This window comes from Streptomyces justiciae (assembly GCF_015163075.1).
GTDB classification, from domain to species: Bacteria; Actinomycetota; Actinomycetes; order Streptomycetales; family Streptomycetaceae; genus Streptomyces; species Streptomyces justiciae.
This window is the reverse complement of sequence record NZ_JADDXU010000001.1, coordinates 571,098-588,227: the sequence shown is the minus strand read 5'-3', so window position 1 is coordinate 588,227 and position 17,130 is coordinate 571,098. Positions and strand designations below refer to the sequence as shown.

The following is a 17,130-nucleotide window of genomic DNA, read 5'->3' as shown; positions in this document are numbered from 1 at the left end:
CCTGTACGACACACCGGAACGGCGGTTGGTTGCCCTGCCGTAGGCCCCGGCTTTTCCTGCCGTTAACCCTTGCCGGAGGGCTACTTCTCGAAGGGGTCGAAGTCGTCGTACTCCCGCTCCGACTCGTCCCGTTCGGCCTGCTTGTCGCGGCGGCGCTGGGCGGCCGGACGCGGGGCCTCGAAGCGGTGGTCCTCGCCACGGCGGCCGAGCATCTCGGCACCGGCCATGACGGTCGGCTCCCAGTCGAAGACGACGGCGTTGTCCTCAGGTCCGATGGCGACGCCGTCACCGGAGCGGGCGCCCGCCTTCATCAACTCCTCCTCGACACCGAGGCGGTTGAGCCGGTCGGCGAGGTAGCCGACGGCCTCGTCGTTGTTGAAGTCGGTCTGCCGCACCCAGCGTTCGGGCTTCTCGCCGCGCACCCGGTACAGCCCGTCCTCCTCGCGGACGACGGTGAAGCCCGCGTCGTCGACGGCCTGCGGCCGGATGACGATCCGCGTCGCCTCTTCCTTCGGCTTCGCGGCCCGCGCCTTGGCGACCACGTCGGCCAGCGCGTACGACAGCTCCTTCAGCCCCATGTGGGCCACGGCGGACACCTCGAAGACGCGGTAGCCGCGGGCCTCCAGGTCCGGGCGGACCATCTCGGCGAGGTCCTTGCCGTCCGGGACGTCGATCTTGTTGAGGACGACCATGCGGGGCCGCTTGTCGAGCCCGGCGCCGTACTGCCGCAGCTCCTCCTCGATGATGTCGAGGTCGGAGACGGGGTCGCGGTCGGACTCCAGGGTCGCCGTGTCCAGCACGTGCACCAGCACGCTGCACCGCTCCACGTGCCGCAGGAACTCGAGGCCGAGGCCCTTGCCCTGGCTGGCGCCCGGGATCAGGCCGGGCACGTCGGCGATGGTGTAGACGGTCGAGCCGGCGGTGACCACACCGAGGTTCGGGACCAGGGTGGTGAAGGGGTAGTCGGCGATCTTCGGCTTGGCCGCGCTCAGCACCGAGATCAGCGAGGACTTGCCGGCGCTCGGGTAGCCGACCAGCGCCACGTCGGCGACGGTCTTCAGCTCCAGGACGATGTCCTGCATGTCCCCGGGCACACCGAGCAGCGCGAAGCCGGGCGCCTTGCGGCGGGCGGAGGCCAGCGCCGCGTTGCCGAGGCCGCCGCGGCCGCCCTGGGCGGCGACGTAGGAGGTGCCGTGCCCGACCAGGTCGGCGAGGACGTTGCCCGCCTTGTCCTGGACGACGGTGCCGTCCGGCACGAACAGGACCAGGTCCTGGCCGTCCTTGCCGGAGCGGTTGCCGCCCTCACCGGGCTTGCCGTTGGTGGCCTTGCGGTGCGGGGAGTGGTGGTACTCGAGCAGCGTGGTCACGGACTGGTCGACGGTGAGGATCACATCGCCGCCGCGCCCGCCGTTGCCGCCGTCGGGTCCGCCGAGCGGCTTGAACTTCTCCCGGTGAACGGAGGCACAGCCGTGACCTCCGTTACCCGCGGCGACATGCAGTTCGACGCGGTCCACGAAGGTGGTCATGGTTCGGTGCCTCCAGAGACGTACGAATACTTAACTACGTAACACGCGAAAGGCGGACCCGCCTTCCCGGAAGGGAAGTGAGGTCCGCCTCGCGAAAGCTTCCGATCAGTGCCTGGTTCAGGCGACCGGAACGATGTTCACGACCTTGCGGCCACGGTGCGTACCGAACTGCACCGCACCAGCGTTCAGCGCGAACAGCGTGTCGTCGCCGCCACGGCCGACGCCCGCGCCGGGGTGGAAGTGCGTGCCGCGCTGGCGGACGAGGATCTCACCAGCGGAAACGACCTGACCGCCGAAGCGCTTCACGCCGAGCCGCTGGGCGTTGGAGTCGCGACCGTTCCGGGTGGACGATGCGCCCTTCTTGTGTGCCATTTCTCCTCAGTCCCTTACTTCGCAGCCGTGGGGATCTCAGTGACCTTGATCGCCGTGTACTGCTGGCGGTGGCCCTGGCGACGGCGGTAACCGGTCTTGTTCTTGTAGCGCAGAATGTCGATCTTCTGGCCCTTGTGGTGGTCCACGACCTCGGCCTGGACCTTGATGCCGGCCAGCACCCACGGGTCGCTGGTCACAGCGTCGCCGTCGACAACGAGCAGGGTCGAGAGCTCGACCGTGTCGCCAACCTGGGCGGTGGAAATCTTGTCAACCTCAACGATGTCGCCGACAGCAACCTTGTGCTGGCGACCACCGCTGCGCACGATGGCGTACACGCGGATCTCACTCTCTCGCTCGGGAACGGCACCCCCGCAGTCCAGCCGCCCGGCAGAACGAGCGGCCTCTCCCGGCCGCAAGGCCCGAGAGGATGAGGTTTACGGGGATGTGGCGCGCCCATATCCAAGGACACGCCGAGGGTCAAGGTTACGGGGCCGCTGCCGAACGGGTCAAACCGGCCCCGTCCCGGTCACCTGCCGAGACCCTCCCGGTACGCCACGCACTCCTCGTACGAGGGCAGCAGCCCCTGCTCACGGGCCTCCGCGAGGCTCGGCGCCTGCTCGTCCTTGGCGGACAGCAGCGGGGCGAGGTCGGCGGGCCACTCGATGCCGAGCTCCGGGTCGAGCGGGTGGATGCCGTGCTCCCGCTCGGGGGCGTAGCCCTCGGAGCACAGGTAGACCACGGTCGCGTCGTCGGTCAGCGCCATGAAGCCGTGGCCGAGGCCCTCGGAGAGGTAGACGGCGTGGTGGTCCTGGTCGTCGAGGCGGACGATCTCCCACCGGCCGAAGGTGGGCGAGCCGACCCGGATGTCCACGATCACGTCGAGGACCGCGCCGCGCACGCACTTGACGTACTTGGCCTGTCCGGGCGGCACGTCCGCGAAGTGGATGCCGCGCAGGGTGCCCCGGCTGGAGACGGACATGTTGGCCTGGGCGAGGGTGAGCGGATGGCCGGCCGCCTCGGTGAAGAGGGGGGCCTTGAACCACTCGTGGAAGCTGCCCCGGCCGTCGGGGAAGACCTTCGGCTCATGCACCCAGGAGCCGGAAATCGAAAGAGGTCGCATCACAGGTCCTCAGCTCTTGTTCTGCAGGCGTCGCATCACAACGCCCTCAGCTTTTCTTCTGCGGGTTCGTCAAGGCCCGCTTGACCCGTCCGGCGACCCGGCGCCACAGCGGCCGCGGCGGGGCGGGCTGCTTGGGCTTCGGCGCCGGTTTCGGGGCGGGCTTCGCCGGCGGGATGTGCCGGTCGATGACCTTAGCGGTGCCATCGGCCGCGACGACCACGTCCACGGGGAGCCGGGTCCACTTCGGCTCGCCCCGGTCGGGGGACGGCAGCCCGATCCGGACCGCCCAGCGCGCCCCGGTGAGCCGCTCGACCGGCAGCTCGGCGGTCACGGTACGGCCGTCCGCCACGGCGTCGGCGACGAACTTGCCGACGTTCTTGCGCTCGAAGCGCAGCTGTACGGTCTCCTCGCCGGTCACCGCGAGCGGCAGCGGAAGCCGGACGGTCGCCCCCTCGGCCACCGTCGCCGCGGCCGGGTCCACCAGCACCACGGCCTCGCGCTCCAGCTTGTTGGTGTGCTGGTCGACGTCGAGGGAGAGGTTCCCCGGCCCGTCGGTCCAGTACGGCAGCACGAGCCGGCGCGGCTCACCGGTGAGCGCGGCCAGCCGCCCGGGCTCCACGCCCTCGCCGTGCACCGCGCCGATCCGGCACTCCTTGCTCCAGCCGCCGGCCTTGATGCGCAGGTAGAAGTCCCAGATGCCCTTGGTCAGGGGCGAGCCCGCGGCGGCGGTCTCGGGGTCGAGCACGGCCGTCGCGGTGATCCGCTGCCGGAAGGCGCCTTCCGCCTCGGCGTCGATCTCGTGCCGCTCGCTCTCCAGCGGCAGGTAGTACTGGGTGGCGTCGTCGCGGTTGCGGATAACCAGGTCGACGTCGCTGTCGTCGGTCCGGGCGTCCAGCGTGATGCCCTGCCCGTCCAGCGCCTCGCGCGCCTTCTCGGACAGCGGCAGGTCGAGCACGTCACGCCCGTCCTCCCGGCGGAAGACGAGAGGGGCGCCGCCGGACTCGTACTCGGCGCCGAAGCCGATGGCCAGGCGGCCGTTCTCCCAGGTCAGGGAGGTCAGCTCGCCGGTGGGCCGGATCGCGGCCTCCCACTGGGCGAGTTCCCGGACGTCGTCGTAGAGGTCGGCGGCGACGAGGCCCGCGACGACCCGCTGCATGGGGGCGACGTGGGTGAGGACGCCGGGTCCGAAGCGCTCGACGACCACGCCGCGGATCTCGCGGTAGAGCTCCTCGGCGTAGTCCTCGGGGAGCTTCAGCAGCCGGTGGCCGCGCAGCCGCTCGACCATCTCGTTGCGCAGCCAGCGGCTGAACAGCCGGTCGCGCAGGGGGCCGGGCTCGGTGAGCTCCTCGACCACGTCGAGGGCCTCGCGCAGGTTGCCGAAGTAGCCGGCCGGGTCGAAGCGCTGGAAGCCCGCGTTGGAGCCGTCGTCGCGGGTGATGTGGTAGTAGCACAGGTAGTCGCCGAGGACGGCGACACTCTTGGCCCGCAGGTACGCCTCGATGACGAAGACGTGGTCCTCCAGCCGCCGGCGCCCCTCCTTGAAGCGGATGCCGTGCTCGGCGAGGAACGCCCGCCGGAACATCTTGTGCGGGGTGAGGCTGTCGATCAGCGGCGCGTTCTCGACCGTGGCCCGCGGCCGGTTGACCCGGAACAGCTCCTGCGGCACCGGCCGTCCGATGCCCGCCATCTTCCCTACGACGACATCGGCGTCGTTCGCCGTGCCGTAGTCGTACATCCGCTCCAGGGCCTCGTCGCCCAGCCAGTCGTCGTGGTCGACGAACATGACGTACTCGCCCCGGGCGGCGTCCATGCCGGTGTTGCGGGGCTTGCCCGACCAGCCGGAGGCCTCCTGGTGGACGACGTGGAAGTGCGGGTGCTCGGCCGCGAGCGCGTCCAGGCGGGCCGGGGTCTCGTCGGTGGAGCCGTCGTCGACGAAGAACACCTCGAACTCGTCCGTCGGCAGGCTCTGCCGCAGCAGGCCGCCGATGCAGTCCTCGATGTACTTGCCGGGGTTGTGGACGGCGATGACCACGCTGACCTTGAGGGTCACGCCGGGTTCTCCTTCGTCTGGACCCGGTGGATCTCCGGGAAGGCCTCGGTGAGCGCCGCACGCCAGTCCCGCAGAGGCTGGATGCCGGCCACGGCGAAGCGGTCGTGGCCGAGGACGCTGTACGCCGGGCGGGGGGCGGGGCGGACGAAGGCCTCGCTGGTGGTGGGGCGGACCCGGTCGGGGTCGGTGCCGAGCAGCCGGAAGATCTCGCGGGTGAGGCCGTACCAGGTCGTCTCGCCGGAGCTGGTGCCGTGGTAGACGCCGGCCGGGGCGGTGCCGGCCAGGGCGCCGCGGCCCAGGTCGTACAGCAGCCCAGCGAGATCGGCGCTCCAGGTGGGCTGGCCGCGCTGGTCGTCGACGACGTCCAGGGTGTCCTTGAGCCCCTCCAACTTGATCATCGTACGGACGAAGTTGGGGCCGCCCGTGCCGTACAGCCACGCCGTGCGCACCACATAGCCGCGCTCGATGCCGAGCACGGCCCGCTCGCCGGCGAGCTTGGTGCGGCCGTAGGCGCTGCGCGGGGCGGTGGGGGCGTCCTCGGCGTACGGGGTCGTCGCGTCGCCCGCGAAGACGTAGTCGGTGGAGACGTGCAGGAGGACGGCGCCTGTGGCGGCGCAGGCGGCGGCGAGATGGGCGGGGCCGTCGCCGTTGATGCGCAGGGCCTCGTCCTCCCGGCTCTCGGCGTCGTCGACGGCGGTCCAGGCCGCGCAGTTGACGACGACCGCGGGCCGGTGCGCCTCGAGGGCGCTGCGCACGGCGTCGGCGTCGGTGAGGTCGAGGGCGGCGCGGTCGAGGGCGACGGTCTGCTCGCCCGCCTCGGCGAGCCGGGCCAGGACGTCCTGGCCGAGCATGCCGCCGGCGCCGGTGACCAGCCAGATGCGGTTGTCGGTCACAGCGCGGCCCGCTCCTTCAGCGGCTCCCACCAGGCGCGGTTGTCTCTGTACCACTGCACGGTCTCCGCGAGCCCCTGCCGGAAGCTCTTGCGGGGCTCGTAGCCGAGTTCCTCGCGGATCTTCGTGCAGTCCACGGAGTAGCGGCGGTCGTGGCCCTTGCGGTCCTCGACGTACTCGACGCTGGTCTCCCAGTCCGCGCCACAGGCCTCCAGGAGCAGCCCGGTGAGCTCCTTGTTGGAGAGTTCGGTGCCGCCGCCGATGTTGTAGACCTCGCCGGCCCGGCCCTTGGTGCGGACCAGCTCGATGCCCTGGACGTGGTCGTCGATGTGCAGCCAGTCGCGGACGTTGCCGCCGTCGCCGTAGAGCGGGACCTTCTTGCCGTCGAGGAGGTTGGTCACGAAGAGCGGGATGACCTTCTCGGGGAAGTGGTGGTGCCCGTAGTTGTTGGAACAGCGGGTGACGCGCACGTCCAGGCCGTGGGTGCGGTGGTACGACAGCGCGATCAGGTCGCTGGAGGCCTTCGCGGAGGAATACGGCGAGTTGGGCTGGAGCGGGTGCGTCTCCGGCCAGGAGCCCTCGTCGATGGAGCCGTAGACCTCGTCGGTGGAGATGTGCACGAAAGTCCTGATGCCCGCGCGGTGGGCGGCGTCGATGAGCGTGTGGGTGCCGACGACGTTGGTGCGGACGAACTCGGCGCCGCCGTCGATGGACCGGTCGACGTGCGACTCGGCGGCGAAGTGCACCACCTGGTCGTGCTCGGCCATCAGCTTGCCGACCAGCTCGGGGTCGCAGATGTCGCCCTGCACGAAGGAGAACCCGGGGTGCGCGCGCACCTCGTCGAGGTTGGCCGGGTTGCCCGCGTACGTCAGCTTGTCGAGGACGGTGATCTCGACGTCACCGGGGCCCTCGGGGCCGAGCACCGTACGGACGTAGTGCGAGCCGATGAAACCGGCGCCGCCGGTCACCAGGATCTTGGTGGTCGTCATGAGGAGATCTGCACCTTGCTGTGATCACCGAGCACGAGCCGGTGGGCCGACGGGTTACGGGGTGCGGGCGTGACCTCGACGTCACGTCCGATGAGCGAGGCCTCCACGCGGCGCACGCCGGTCACGGACGAGCCGCGCAGCACGATGGAGTACTCGATTTCGCTGTCCTCGATCCGGCAGTCCTCGGACACCGAGGTGAACGGACCGATGTACGCGTCGCTGACGACCGTCCCGGCCCCGATGATCGCGGGCCCGACGATCCGGCTGCCGCTGACCCGGGCACCCGCCTCGATGCGGACCCGGCCGATGATCTCGCTGTCCTCGTCGACCGTGCCCTCGTTCACCGCGGGGACGGTCTCCAGGACGGAGCGGTTGACCTCCAGCATGTCGGCGACGTTGCCGGTGTCCTTCCAGTAGCCGGAGATCGTGGTGGAGCGGACGTCACGCTTCTCGTCGATCAGCCACTGGATGGCGTGCGTGATCTCCAACTCGCCGCGCCAGGAGGGCTCGATGGAGCGGACGGCCTCGTGTATGGCCGGGGTGAAGAGGTAGACGCCGACGAGCGCGAGGTCGCTCTTGGGCTGCTTCGGCTTCTCCTCCAGGCCCACCACCCGTCCCTGGGCGTCGAGTTCCGCGACTCCGAAGGAGGTCGGGTTGGGCACCTGGGTCAGCAGGATCTGCGCCTCGGGCCGCTCGGCCCGGAACTCCTCCACCAGACCGGTGATGCCGCCGACGATGAAGTTGTCGCCGAGGTACATGACGAAGTCGTCGTCGCCGAGGAACTCCCGCGCGATCAGCACCGCGTGGGCCAGGCCGAGCGGCGCGTCCTGCGGGATGTAGGTGACCTCGATGCCGAACCGCGAGCCGTCGCCGACCGCTTCGCGGATCTCGTCGGCGGTGTCGCCGACCACGATGCCGACTTCGGTGATCCCGGCGTCGGCGATCGCTTCCAGGCCGTAGAAGAGCACGGGCTTGTTGGCGACCGGCACGAGCTGTTTGGCCGAGGTGTGGGTGATCGGGCGGAGGCGAGTGCCCGCTCCCCCGGAGAGCACGAGTGCCTTCACGTATTGAGCCCCAATGACTGTGCCGAGAGGGGGTGAAACCCCAACTGTCAGGATTTGTCGTCGATCTCGGTTTACATCGTAACCATGCTGGCGGAAGAGTGATTCACCGCAGCTAGGGGTGATTCAACGCCTGTTCGCACTTTCGACACTTGTATGACGGCCCGAACTCCGTCGGGGTTGCCCACGTAACAAGAAAAAAACATGAAGCCGCCCCCCGGCCGTGGGACCGGGGGGCGGCTTCATGCAGGCGCGGCTGTCGGAGCGTCAGCTCTCGTCGGCCGTCGTCGAGACGGACGAGAGCGGCTGCTGTTCGGCCGCCGCCGTCTTCTTCGCGGCCGCCTTCTTGGCGGTCGTCTTCTTGGCGGCGGTCTTCTTCGCCGCGGTCTTCTTGGCCGCCGTCTTCTTGGTGGCGGCGTTCTTCGCCGTCGCCTTCTTGGCCGTCTTACGGGCCGTCTTCTTGGCGGGCGCGGCTTCCTCGGTGTCGGCGGCCGGGGCCTCCGACGCCTCCGCGGTCTCCGTCGCCGTCGGCACGACCACGACGGCCGCCTCCTCGGACGCGGTCGGCGCGGTGGCCTTGCGCACGGCGCGGCGCCGCGGCCGGGCCGGGGCGGCGCTCTCGGCGGGCGCCTGCGACGGGGCCTCGGACTGGGCCTCGGGCTGCTCCACCGGCGCCTCGACCGCGGGAGCGGCCTCGGCGACGGTCACGACGGCGGCCTCGGCACCGGCCGGCGAACCGGCGGGCGCGGACACCTTGCGGGTGGCGCGGCGACGGGTACGGCCCTTGGGCGCGGCCTCCTCGACGACCGGGTCCTCGACGGCGACCGGCTCGGCGTGCGCCTCGGCGGCCGGCTCCGGCTGCACCGGACGCTCGACCTCCTCCGCGACGGTGACGTCCTGCGCGGTCGGGACGGTCTCCTCGACCTGCTCCGCCCGCTCGGACCTGTCGGCCCGCTCGGACGCCTTCTCGCGACGCGGCGCGCCGGCCGGAGCCGACGCCCGCCGGCTCGCCCGGCGCCGCGAACGGCCCCGGGTGGCCGCGGCCTCCGCCTCGGCGGCGCTGCTGTACAGCTCCTCGTCCGGCTCGAAGGGCGCGGGCAGCGCGACCGGCTCGGCGAGCTCGGCGGCCACCTCGGCCTCCGTCTCCACCTCGTGGTCGTGGTCGACGGCCTCGGCCGCCTCCGCCGCCACCGCGGCCTCGTGCACGTGCTCGATGCCGCCGCGTCCGCGCTTCTTGCGCTTGCCGCCACCGCCGACGGAGGTCGGCTGCTCCATGTGCACGATGACACCGCGGCCGTTGCAGTGGACGCAGGTCTCGGAGAACGACTCCAGCAGGCCCTGGCCGACCCGCTTGCGGGTCATCTGGACCAGCCCCAGCGAGGTCACCTCGGCGACCTGGTGCTTGGTCCGGTCCCGGCCCAGGCACTCGAGGAGGCGGCGCAGCACCAGGTCCCGGTTGGACTCCAGGACCATGTCGATGAAGTCGATGACGATGATGCCGCCGAGGTCGCGCAGCCGCAGCTGACGCACGATCTCCTCGGCCGCCTCCAGGTTGTTCCTGGTGACCGTCTCCTCCAGGTTGCCGCCCTGGCCGGTGAACTTGCCGGTGTTGACGTCGACGACGACCATCGCCTCGGTCCGGTCGATCACCAGCGAACCACCGCTGGGCAGCCAGACCTTGCGGTCCAGCGCCTTGGCGAGTTGCTCGTCGATCCGGTACGTGGCGAAGACGTCGACCTCACTGGTCCACTTCGACAGCCGGTCGGCGAGGTCGGGCGCGACGTGCGAGACGTAGCCGTGGATGGTCTGCCACGCGTCGTCGCCGCTGACGACGACCTTGGTGAAGTCCTCGTTGAAGATGTCGCGGACGACGCGGACGGTCATGTCCGGCTCGCCGTACAGCAGCGTCGGGGCGTTGCCGTTCTTCGACTTCTTCTGGATGTCCTCCCACTGCGCCTGGAGCCGCTCGACGTCGCGGCGCAGCTCGTCCTCGCTGGCGCCCTCGGCGGCGGTGCGCACGATGACGCCCGCGTCCTCGGGGACGATCTTCTTGAGGATGGTCTTCAGACGCGCGCGCTCGGTGTCGGGCAGCTTGCGGCTGATGCCGGTCATCGAGCCCTCGGGGACGTACACGAGGTAGCGGCCCGGGAGGGAGACCTGGCTGGTCAGACGGGCGCCCTTGTGGCCGATCGGGTCCTTCGTCACCTGGACGAGGACCGACTGGCCGGACTTCAGGGCGGACTCGATGCGCCGCGGCCCGTTGGCCATGCCCAGCGCCTCGAAGTTGACCTCACCGGCGTACAGGACCGCGTTGCGCCCCTTGCCGATGTCGATGAACGCGGCCTCCATGGACGGCAGCACGTTCTGGACCTTGCCCAGGTACACGTTGCCGACGTACGAGGTGGCCTGCTCCTTGTTGACGTAGTGCTCGACGAGCACGCCGTCCTCCAGGACGCCGATCTGCGTGCGCTCACCGCTCTGCCGGACGACCATCACACGCTCGACGGCCTCGCGGCGGGCGAGGAACTCGGCCTCGGTGATGATCGGGACACGGCGGCGGCCCTGCTCGCGGCCTTCCCGGCGCCGCTGCTTCTTGGCCTCCAGACGGGTCGAGCCCTTGATGGACTGCACCTCGTCGGACGGCTCGGACTTCGGGCGGGGCTCGCGGACCTTGACGACCGTGCGCTCCGGGTCGCCGTCACCGGGCTCGGTGTCGGTGGAGGAGTCACCGGCGCGACGACGACGGCGCCGGCGGCGACGGCTGCTGGAGGACGAGGAACCGCCCTCGTCGCCGTGCTCGTCCTCGGCGTCCTCCTCGATCTGCTCGGCGGTGTCCTCGGCATCCTGGTCGGCCTGCTCGGCGGCGAGCTCGTCGCCCTCCTCGCCCTCGGCCTCGGAGTCGGCGGACTCGCCACGGCGCCGACGACGGCCGCCGCGACGACGGCGACGACGGGACCCGGTCTCCTCGGAGTCCTCCGAGTCGCCCTCGACGGCGTCCTCGGCCTCGGCGTCGGCCTCTTCGGCCTCGTCCTCGGCCTCGACCGCCTGCGGCGCCTCGGTCTCCGCGGGCTCACCCCGACGGCGGCGACGGCGCCGCGTGGCGACCGGCTCCTCCTGGGGCTCCGCGGCGACGGTCTCCTCGGGCTCCTCGACCTCCGCCTCGGCGGCGGCCGCGGCGGCGGCCCGCTCGGGCGTCTGGAACTGCGGCTCGGTGAACACGGGCGCCTGGAACACGGCCACGGCGGGCCGCGCGGGACGGCGCGGGGCGTCGTCCTCGGCGGCCTCGTCACCGGCGGCCTGCGCGGGCTCGGAGAACCCGGTGGCGGCGCGGCGCACGGAACGCCGGCGGGCGCGGCGCGGGGCGGCCTCCTCGGCGGCCGGGGCCTCGGCGGCGGCTTCCTCGGCGGGCTTGGTCTCTTCGTCAGCGCTCACGGGCGCCTCCACGGTCTCGGGCGCCTCGACGGGCGCGGCCACTCGACGCGTGGCACGCCGACGACCCCGACGCGGGGCCTCTTCCTCGACAGCGGCCTCGGGGGCGGCGTCGGCATCGGCCTCGGACGCGGCCTCGGAAACGGCCGCAGGAGCAGCGGCCTCGGTGTCGGCCTCGGAAACGGCCGCAGGAGCGGGCTCGGAAACGGCCTCGGGGGCCGCCTCGGTCTCGGCGGCGACCGGCGCACCGGCCGGCGCGGAGGCCCGACGGGTGGCACGCCGACGCGTACGCGGCGCGGGCGCCTCTTCGGCCTTCGGCTCCTCGACGACCTCGGCTTCGGCCTCGGCCTCCAGTTCGGCGGCGGGTACGACGGTCTCGGCGGCCACGGTCTCGGCGGCGGCCGGGGACCCGGTCGGCGCGGAGGCCCGGCGGACGGCCCGACGACGGGTACGCGGCGCGGGCGCCTCTTCGACGGCCTCGGCGGCTTCGGTGGCCGGGGTCTCGACCGCGGCGGCCTCGGCGGGCGCGCTCTCCTCGGCCACCGGCACGACCGTCTCGGCGACAGCGCTCTCGGCGGCAGCGGGGGCTCCGGCGGGCGCGGAGGCCCGGCGGGTGGCACGCCGACGCGTACGCGGCGCGGGCGCCTCTTCGGCGACCGTCTCTTCGGCCACAGTCGGCTCTTCGGCGGCGGTCTCTGCGGCGGCCGGTATGGCCGGCGTCACCTCGTCCGGCGCTTCGGCCGCGGCGGCGACCGGCGGACCCGCCGGCCGGGATGCGGCACGGCGCCGCCGGCGGGGCGGCAGGGTGTCGCTGGGGGTGTTGAGTTCGGAACCCTCGGTGGGTTCGGTCGGCTCGAGCATGCGGGCGTTTCTCCCGTCAGGCTCCCGGGCGCCGCGCCTGGTCCGGCGATGCCGGTGACGTCCGCGGCTCGCGCGATGCGCGGTGCCGCCGTCCGGGGCGCGGGCGCCGCACGGGAGCTCTCTGTGTCCTGTCTCGCCGGTTCCGTACACCCTGTTGGGTACGGCCTGGCGAAAGTCTTCTGGTCGGTGCGCTGCCCGACCCAGGTGGCTCCCGAGTACGAGGGCGGCGCTACGACGTCCGTCCTTTCGCGGGACCTTCCCTACGCCGGCGCCTTCGCGGCGGCAGCGGCCGTTGTGGGGGCCTCAGCTGCCTCGCGGTCGGGCGCGAGCGGGTCGGTCACCTCGCCGGTCTCTTCATCGAACAGCCCCTGCGCCAGCCTGGTCACCGCTGCGGGGACCGGCGGCGCCAGGTCGGCCACGGCGCGGAGACCGGACAGGACGTCGTCGGGTCGTACGGCAGGCGTCACGTGCCGAACAACCAGCCGCAGTATCGCACAGGGCTGGTCGGTCGGCCTATCAGCCTGGGGACTGTGCGTCTCCAGCTGTACGACTGCGGAGCGGGCGTCGAAAGAACGGATGCCGTTCTTGGTCTTGCGCTGGACCTCGACGGCGTCGGCGGCGTTGAAGGCGACAACGGCCCTCTCGGCCTCCGCCGGCTCCACTCCGTCGAGCCGCAGCTCCCACACCGAGGCGGTGAGCCGGTCGGCGAGCCCGGACGTCCGGGCCTCGACCGCGTCGACGATGTCGAGGCCGAGGGGCATCGACTCGTCGAGCAGAACCCTGAGCTTCTCGGGGTCCCGGGCCTCGGTGAGGGCGATCTCCAGATACTCCGCCTCACTGCCCGTGCCGGTGGGTGCGGCATTGGCGTACGACACCTTCGGATGCGGCGTGAACCCCGCCGAGTACGCCATCGGCACCTCGGCACGGCGCAGCGCACGCTCGAAGGCACGCTGGAAGTCACGGTGGCTGGTGAACCGGAGGCGGCCGCGCTTGGTGTAACGCAGTCGGATGCGCTGCACCGCGGGTGCGGGCGGCGGGCCTTCGGGCTGTCGCTTGCCCAGTGTCGTTCAGTCCTTCGTGAGAGCGGTCGTACTGCTACCAAGAGTACGTGTCTCGAGCCCCGTCGGTTCCCGCCGGTCCACGGCGACCGTCTCCCGGGGCTCGCCGAAGAGCATGCGCCGGAAGTCGGCGCGCGCCTGCCGCGCGGTCTCCCGTACGGAGGCGAGCGCCTCGCGCGTGGCCCTTCCCACACCGCGGGCGGCCTCGGCGACGGGCCGCAGCACGACATCGCGTACGACATGTCCGACCGGGGTGAGCAGGGTCCGGTACGCCCAGCGCACCGGCTCGACGCAGACCCACCGGAAGAGGGTGGCGAGGAAGCGTCCGACGGCGAGCGAGACGTGCCCGGCGATCCGCCAGGCGTGCCCGAGTGCGTCCCCCACCTCCCGCCCGACCACGGCGAGGAACCGCCCGACCGGCGTGAGCACCCAGCGCCACAGGGCGAGCACCGGCAGCACGAACACCACGCGCGCGACCCAGTACAGCGCGAGCCCGATCCCCCGCAGCAGCCACGTCACCCCGTGCCCGACCGGCGTGAGGACCCACTCGTACAGCCACACGGCGGGTACGACGACGAGATACCGCGCCAGCCAGGCGACGGCCGTGTACACGCCGATCCCGACGGCGGCGATCCCGCGCCCGATCCCCCGGAGCAGCCACATCACGCCGTGCCCGGACGGCGTGAGGACCCACCGGTACAGCCAGACAGCGGGGGCGACGACGAGATACCGCACGAGCCAGGCCCCCGCGGCATACAGCCCGGTCGCGATCCCTCGTGCCGTCCACGCGATGCCGTGCCCGAGGGGGGTGAGTACGTACCGGTACAGCCATACGGCGGGCACGACGACCAGTACGTTCCCGAGCCACGCGAGCCCCTTGCCGAGCGGTACGAGCAGATACCGCCACAGGCCCAGGAGCGGCCACACGAACAGGATTCGCCCTGTCCACTCCAGCGCCCACTCCAGGGCCCGCCCCAGCGGCCGCAGCACGGTGTCGTTGAGGAACCGTCCGGCGACGACGAGCGCGTCCCACGCCATGCGCACGGGCACGACCAGCACGAGCACGACGATCCGCACCGGGATGCGGATGGCCGTCACGAGGCACCCCTCCGGCTGTCGGGGCTCGGGCAGTGGCTTCTGCGGTTCCATACCGGACAAGACGCCGCGGCCCGCGCCGTGGATGCACGCGGTGGGTTGCGATGCCGTCACGGCGCTTGTCCGCTAGACCGTTTTACCTATTTGACGGCGCGTCCGTCGCGCGCGCGTCGGTTGTCGTGGGCGAGCGGGTCACCCTCGCACCGTGGTCCGGGAACTCCCCCGGACCCGTTTCGTGCCAAGGAGCATGCCTATGAGTCCTCGACACACTCCCTCGCTGCTGGGGCCGTTGGCCCGGGCGAGGTTCCAGCAGGCCGGGATGCTGACCTCCCTCGCCCTGGTCATCGCCGGCGGACTGGTCACCCCGGCCGCGGCGGCCGCGCAGGCGGTGTCCGAGAGGCCGGCGGCGACGCCGCGGACGGGCGACAACTGCAAGCCGCACAAGCCCCACCAGTCGAGGGTGGGCGCGGAGGCGTACACCGGCAAGGACAAGTGCAAGGGCGCCACCGGACCCACCGGGCCGACGGGCCCGAAGGGAGACAAGGGCAAAACGGGAGCGACCGGAGCCACGGGCGCGACGGGAGCCACCGGCGCCACCGGTGCCACCGGTGCCACCGGTGCTTCGGGCGAGAACGGCACGCCGGGTGCCACGGGCGCGACGGGGGCGACCGGGGCCACAGGTGCGACGGGAGCGACCGGCGCCACCGGCGCGCCCGGCCCGTGTGTCGACATCGACGCCACCCGGGACGAGAACAACTTCGAGCTGCGGGCCGTGCTGTCCCCGGCGACCCAGAGCGACCCGGTCACGAGGGCCTACGCCGGCATTCGCGACCTCCAGCCGACCGTCGGGGACTACCTGTGGACCGACCTCAGCGGCCTCGCCAACTACCCGTCGAACGCCTGTGCAATCTCCATCGCACAGCAGGCCCTGGGCGGGGGCACGGAAGGGGACGTCAACATCGACGTCATCACCACCGCCGGTGCGATCTACGAGACCACCTGTGACGTGGACACCGACAACGAACCCACTCTCACCTGCGAAGATCCCAACGGCTGGTCCCTCGTGACCCTGCAACCGACCCCAGGCGCCGTGAACGGCGGGGTCTGAGCCAAGTAGCACCACGACAAGGGGCTGCCCGGCAGCATGTCAGGACTGCCGGGCGCCCCCTGCCGCACCGACACGCTCCAGCAGACTCACCGTCATCCCCGTCACCGGCGTGCTCCTCGAGATCGTGTACCGGCTGCGCAGGGCCCCCGCCTGCGCCGGGTCGATCGCGTTGAAGGGGAAGTCGGTGCCCTGCGTCAGCAGCCAGATCCGCGGCTCGCCCGCGACGCACCGATCCGGGACCGCGCACTGGACGGCGTAGAGGTCGTCGATCTCCGCCGGAGTCCGCGTCAGGAAGACATCCCGCAGCCGCAGTTCACGCGGCAGGTAGTAGCGCACGCCACCGTCGAGCTGCCAGCTGTCGAAGCGGTCGTAGACCACGGCGTCCCCGGGCTGGTGGAGCCGCTCGATCACCCTGGCCGCCGCCGCGTAGTCGAGAGGCACCGGGGCGTTGTGCTCGAAGGGCTGCCGCAGCTGCCGCTGATCCGGCAGGGCGAGCAGGGCCAGCGCCACGACGACCGCCGCTCCCGCCTTCCAGGAACGCCGGGCCGAGGCCAGTCCCGAGCCGGCCAGTAGCGCCCAGGCCGGGAGGGTGAACAGGACGTAGACGCCGCGGAAGTAGGAGACCTCCCCGTGCGAGGCGGCCCAGACCAGGGCCGGGGGCAGCAGCGCCCAGGTGCCGCACAGCAGCAGCGGCGCCCTGCGCGCCGAGCGGGCCGCGAGGGCGAGGGCGATCAGGGCTCCGGCGCACAGCGCGGAGGCGAAGACCTCGCCGGGGAGGGAGAGCAGTGCCCAGCCGTCGGGCGCCGGGACCCAGTACAGCTGGCGTCCGGCCTGGGAGCGGCCGAGCAGGATGAGCGGGGCGACCGTCGCGCCGGCCGCCGTGAGGGCGAGGCCGGCCCGCCACCACAGGGAGCGGTCCCGGCGCGCGTGGGCGGCGAGCAGACAGACGTGGGCGATCACGACGGAGAGTGCGATCAGGTGCAGGAGGCCGGTGAGGGCCAGGGCGAGCGCGTAGGCGGCCCAGCGCCAGGGGCCGCGCGGCCGGTCCAGGGCGCGCAGCAGCAGGAGCGTGGCGCTGGCGACGGCCAGCATCACCAGCGCGTACGAGCGGGCTTCCTGGCCGTAGCGGCTCACCGCCGGGACGAGCGCGAAGAGAAAACCGGCCAGAATTCCGGCCCGATATCCGAAGAGCCGGTTCCCGAGGAGCGCCACGACGGCCGCCGCGCCGGCCACCGCGAACAGGGAAGGCAGTCGCAGGGAAAGGACGGAATCCCCGAAGAGCTCCACCCATCCGTGCATCAGCAGGTAATAGGTGCCGTGTACGGCGTCGACGTGGCGCAGCGTGGCGACGATCCGGTCGGTGTCCCGGCCGGCCATGTCCCAGGTGACCAGCTCGTCGCGGCCGAGGAGGGGGCCGGTCAGCCCGAAGCCGCCCAGGCCCAGGGCGAGGGCGAACGGCCCCAGCCAGAGCAGTACCCGGCCCCGCACGGACGCGTCCGCGACATCGGGGCGGAATTCTTCGCGAGGCGGGGGAAGCTGCGCGGCGATGACCATAGGAATACCTATACCGG

The 17,130-nt window shown here is 71.9% G+C and carries 13 protein-coding genes; 1 reads left to right on the top strand and 12 read right to left on the bottom strand.

Going from position 1 to position 17,130, the window contains the following annotated elements:
* Window positions 1-80: 80 nt before the first annotated feature.
* The 11 genes from obgE to IQ210_RS02545 all read right to left on the bottom strand — a co-directional run bounded on the left by obgE (window position 81) and on the right by IQ210_RS02545 (window position 14,505).
* A complete protein-coding gene (gene obgE / locus IQ210_RS02595; protein WP_194076452.1) occupies window positions 81-1,526 on the bottom strand; it encodes a GTPase ObgE in 1,446 nt (481 codons plus the stop codon).
* Window positions 1,527-1,643: 117 nt separating this feature from the next.
* On the bottom strand, window positions 1,644-1,898 hold the full coding sequence (rpmA, locus tag IQ210_RS02590; RefSeq protein ID WP_004950923.1) for a 50S ribosomal protein L27: 255 nt from the start codon (window positions 1,896-1,898) through the stop codon (window positions 1,644-1,646).
* Between the two features lie 14 nt (window positions 1,899-1,912).
* Window positions 1,913-2,233, bottom strand: a complete 321-nt coding sequence (gene rplU, locus IQ210_RS02585) for a 50S ribosomal protein L21 (RefSeq protein WP_020269559.1) — start codon at window positions 2,231-2,233, stop codon at window positions 1,913-1,915.
* 191 nt (window positions 2,234-2,424) lie between these two features.
* A complete protein-coding gene (gene rfbC / locus IQ210_RS02580; protein ID WP_194076451.1) occupies window positions 2,425-3,018 on the bottom strand; it encodes a dTDP-4-dehydrorhamnose 3,5-epimerase in 594 nt (197 codons plus the stop codon).
* Between the two features lie 46 nt (window positions 3,019-3,064).
* Window positions 3,065-5,068, bottom strand: a complete 2,004-nt coding sequence (locus IQ210_RS02575; RefSeq protein ID WP_194076450.1) for a glycosyltransferase family 2 protein — start codon at window positions 5,066-5,068, stop codon at window positions 3,065-3,067.
* On the bottom strand, window positions 5,065-5,961 hold the full coding sequence (gene rfbD, locus IQ210_RS02570; protein ID WP_194076449.1) for a dTDP-4-dehydrorhamnose reductase: 897 nt from the start codon (window positions 5,959-5,961) through the stop codon (window positions 5,065-5,067). The genes IQ210_RS02575 and rfbD overlap by 4 nt, the downstream gene beginning before the upstream one ends.
* Entirely contained in the window at window positions 5,958-6,947 is a 990-nt protein-coding gene (gene rfbB / locus IQ210_RS02565) for a dTDP-glucose 4,6-dehydratase (protein WP_194076448.1), read from the bottom strand. Before rfbB ends, rfbD begins: the two co-directional genes overlap by 4 nt.
* Window positions 6,944-8,011, bottom strand: coding sequence for a glucose-1-phosphate thymidylyltransferase (locus tag IQ210_RS02560; protein ID WP_194076447.1), 1,068 nt, complete (start codon window positions 8,009-8,011; stop codon window positions 6,944-6,946). The genes rfbB and IQ210_RS02560 overlap by 4 nt, the downstream gene beginning before the upstream one ends.
* Window positions 8,012-8,275: 264 nt before the next feature.
* Window positions 8,276-12,298, bottom strand: coding sequence for an Rne/Rng family ribonuclease (locus tag IQ210_RS02555; protein WP_194076446.1), 4,023 nt, complete (start codon window positions 12,296-12,298; stop codon window positions 8,276-8,278).
* 260 nt (window positions 12,299-12,558) lie between these two features.
* Window positions 12,559-13,317 (bottom strand): TIGR03936 family radical SAM-associated protein, encoded by a 759-nt coding sequence (locus IQ210_RS02550; protein WP_194076444.1) that lies wholly within the window; start codon window positions 13,315-13,317, stop codon window positions 12,559-12,561.
* A 48-nt stretch (window positions 13,318-13,365) separates the two neighbouring features.
* Window positions 13,366-14,505 carry a hypothetical protein gene (locus tag IQ210_RS02545; protein ID WP_194076442.1) on the bottom strand — a complete coding sequence of 380 codons (1,140 nt, stop codon included), beginning with the start codon at window positions 14,503-14,505 and terminating at the stop codon, window positions 13,366-13,368.
* A 199-nt stretch (window positions 14,506-14,704) separates the two neighbouring features.
* Between IQ210_RS02545 and IQ210_RS02540 the strand changes: the two genes are divergently transcribed.
* On the top strand, window positions 14,705-15,559 hold the full coding sequence (locus IQ210_RS02540) for a hypothetical protein (protein WP_194076440.1): 855 nt from the start codon (window positions 14,705-14,707) through the stop codon (window positions 15,557-15,559).
* Between the two features lie 39 nt (window positions 15,560-15,598).
* Here IQ210_RS02540 and IQ210_RS02535 read toward each other — a convergent pair whose 3' ends face one another.
* Window positions 15,599-17,113, bottom strand: coding sequence for a glycosyltransferase family 39 protein (locus IQ210_RS02535; protein WP_194076438.1), 1,515 nt, complete (start codon window positions 17,111-17,113; stop codon window positions 15,599-15,601).
* Between the last annotated feature and the right edge of the window lie 17 nt (window positions 17,114-17,130).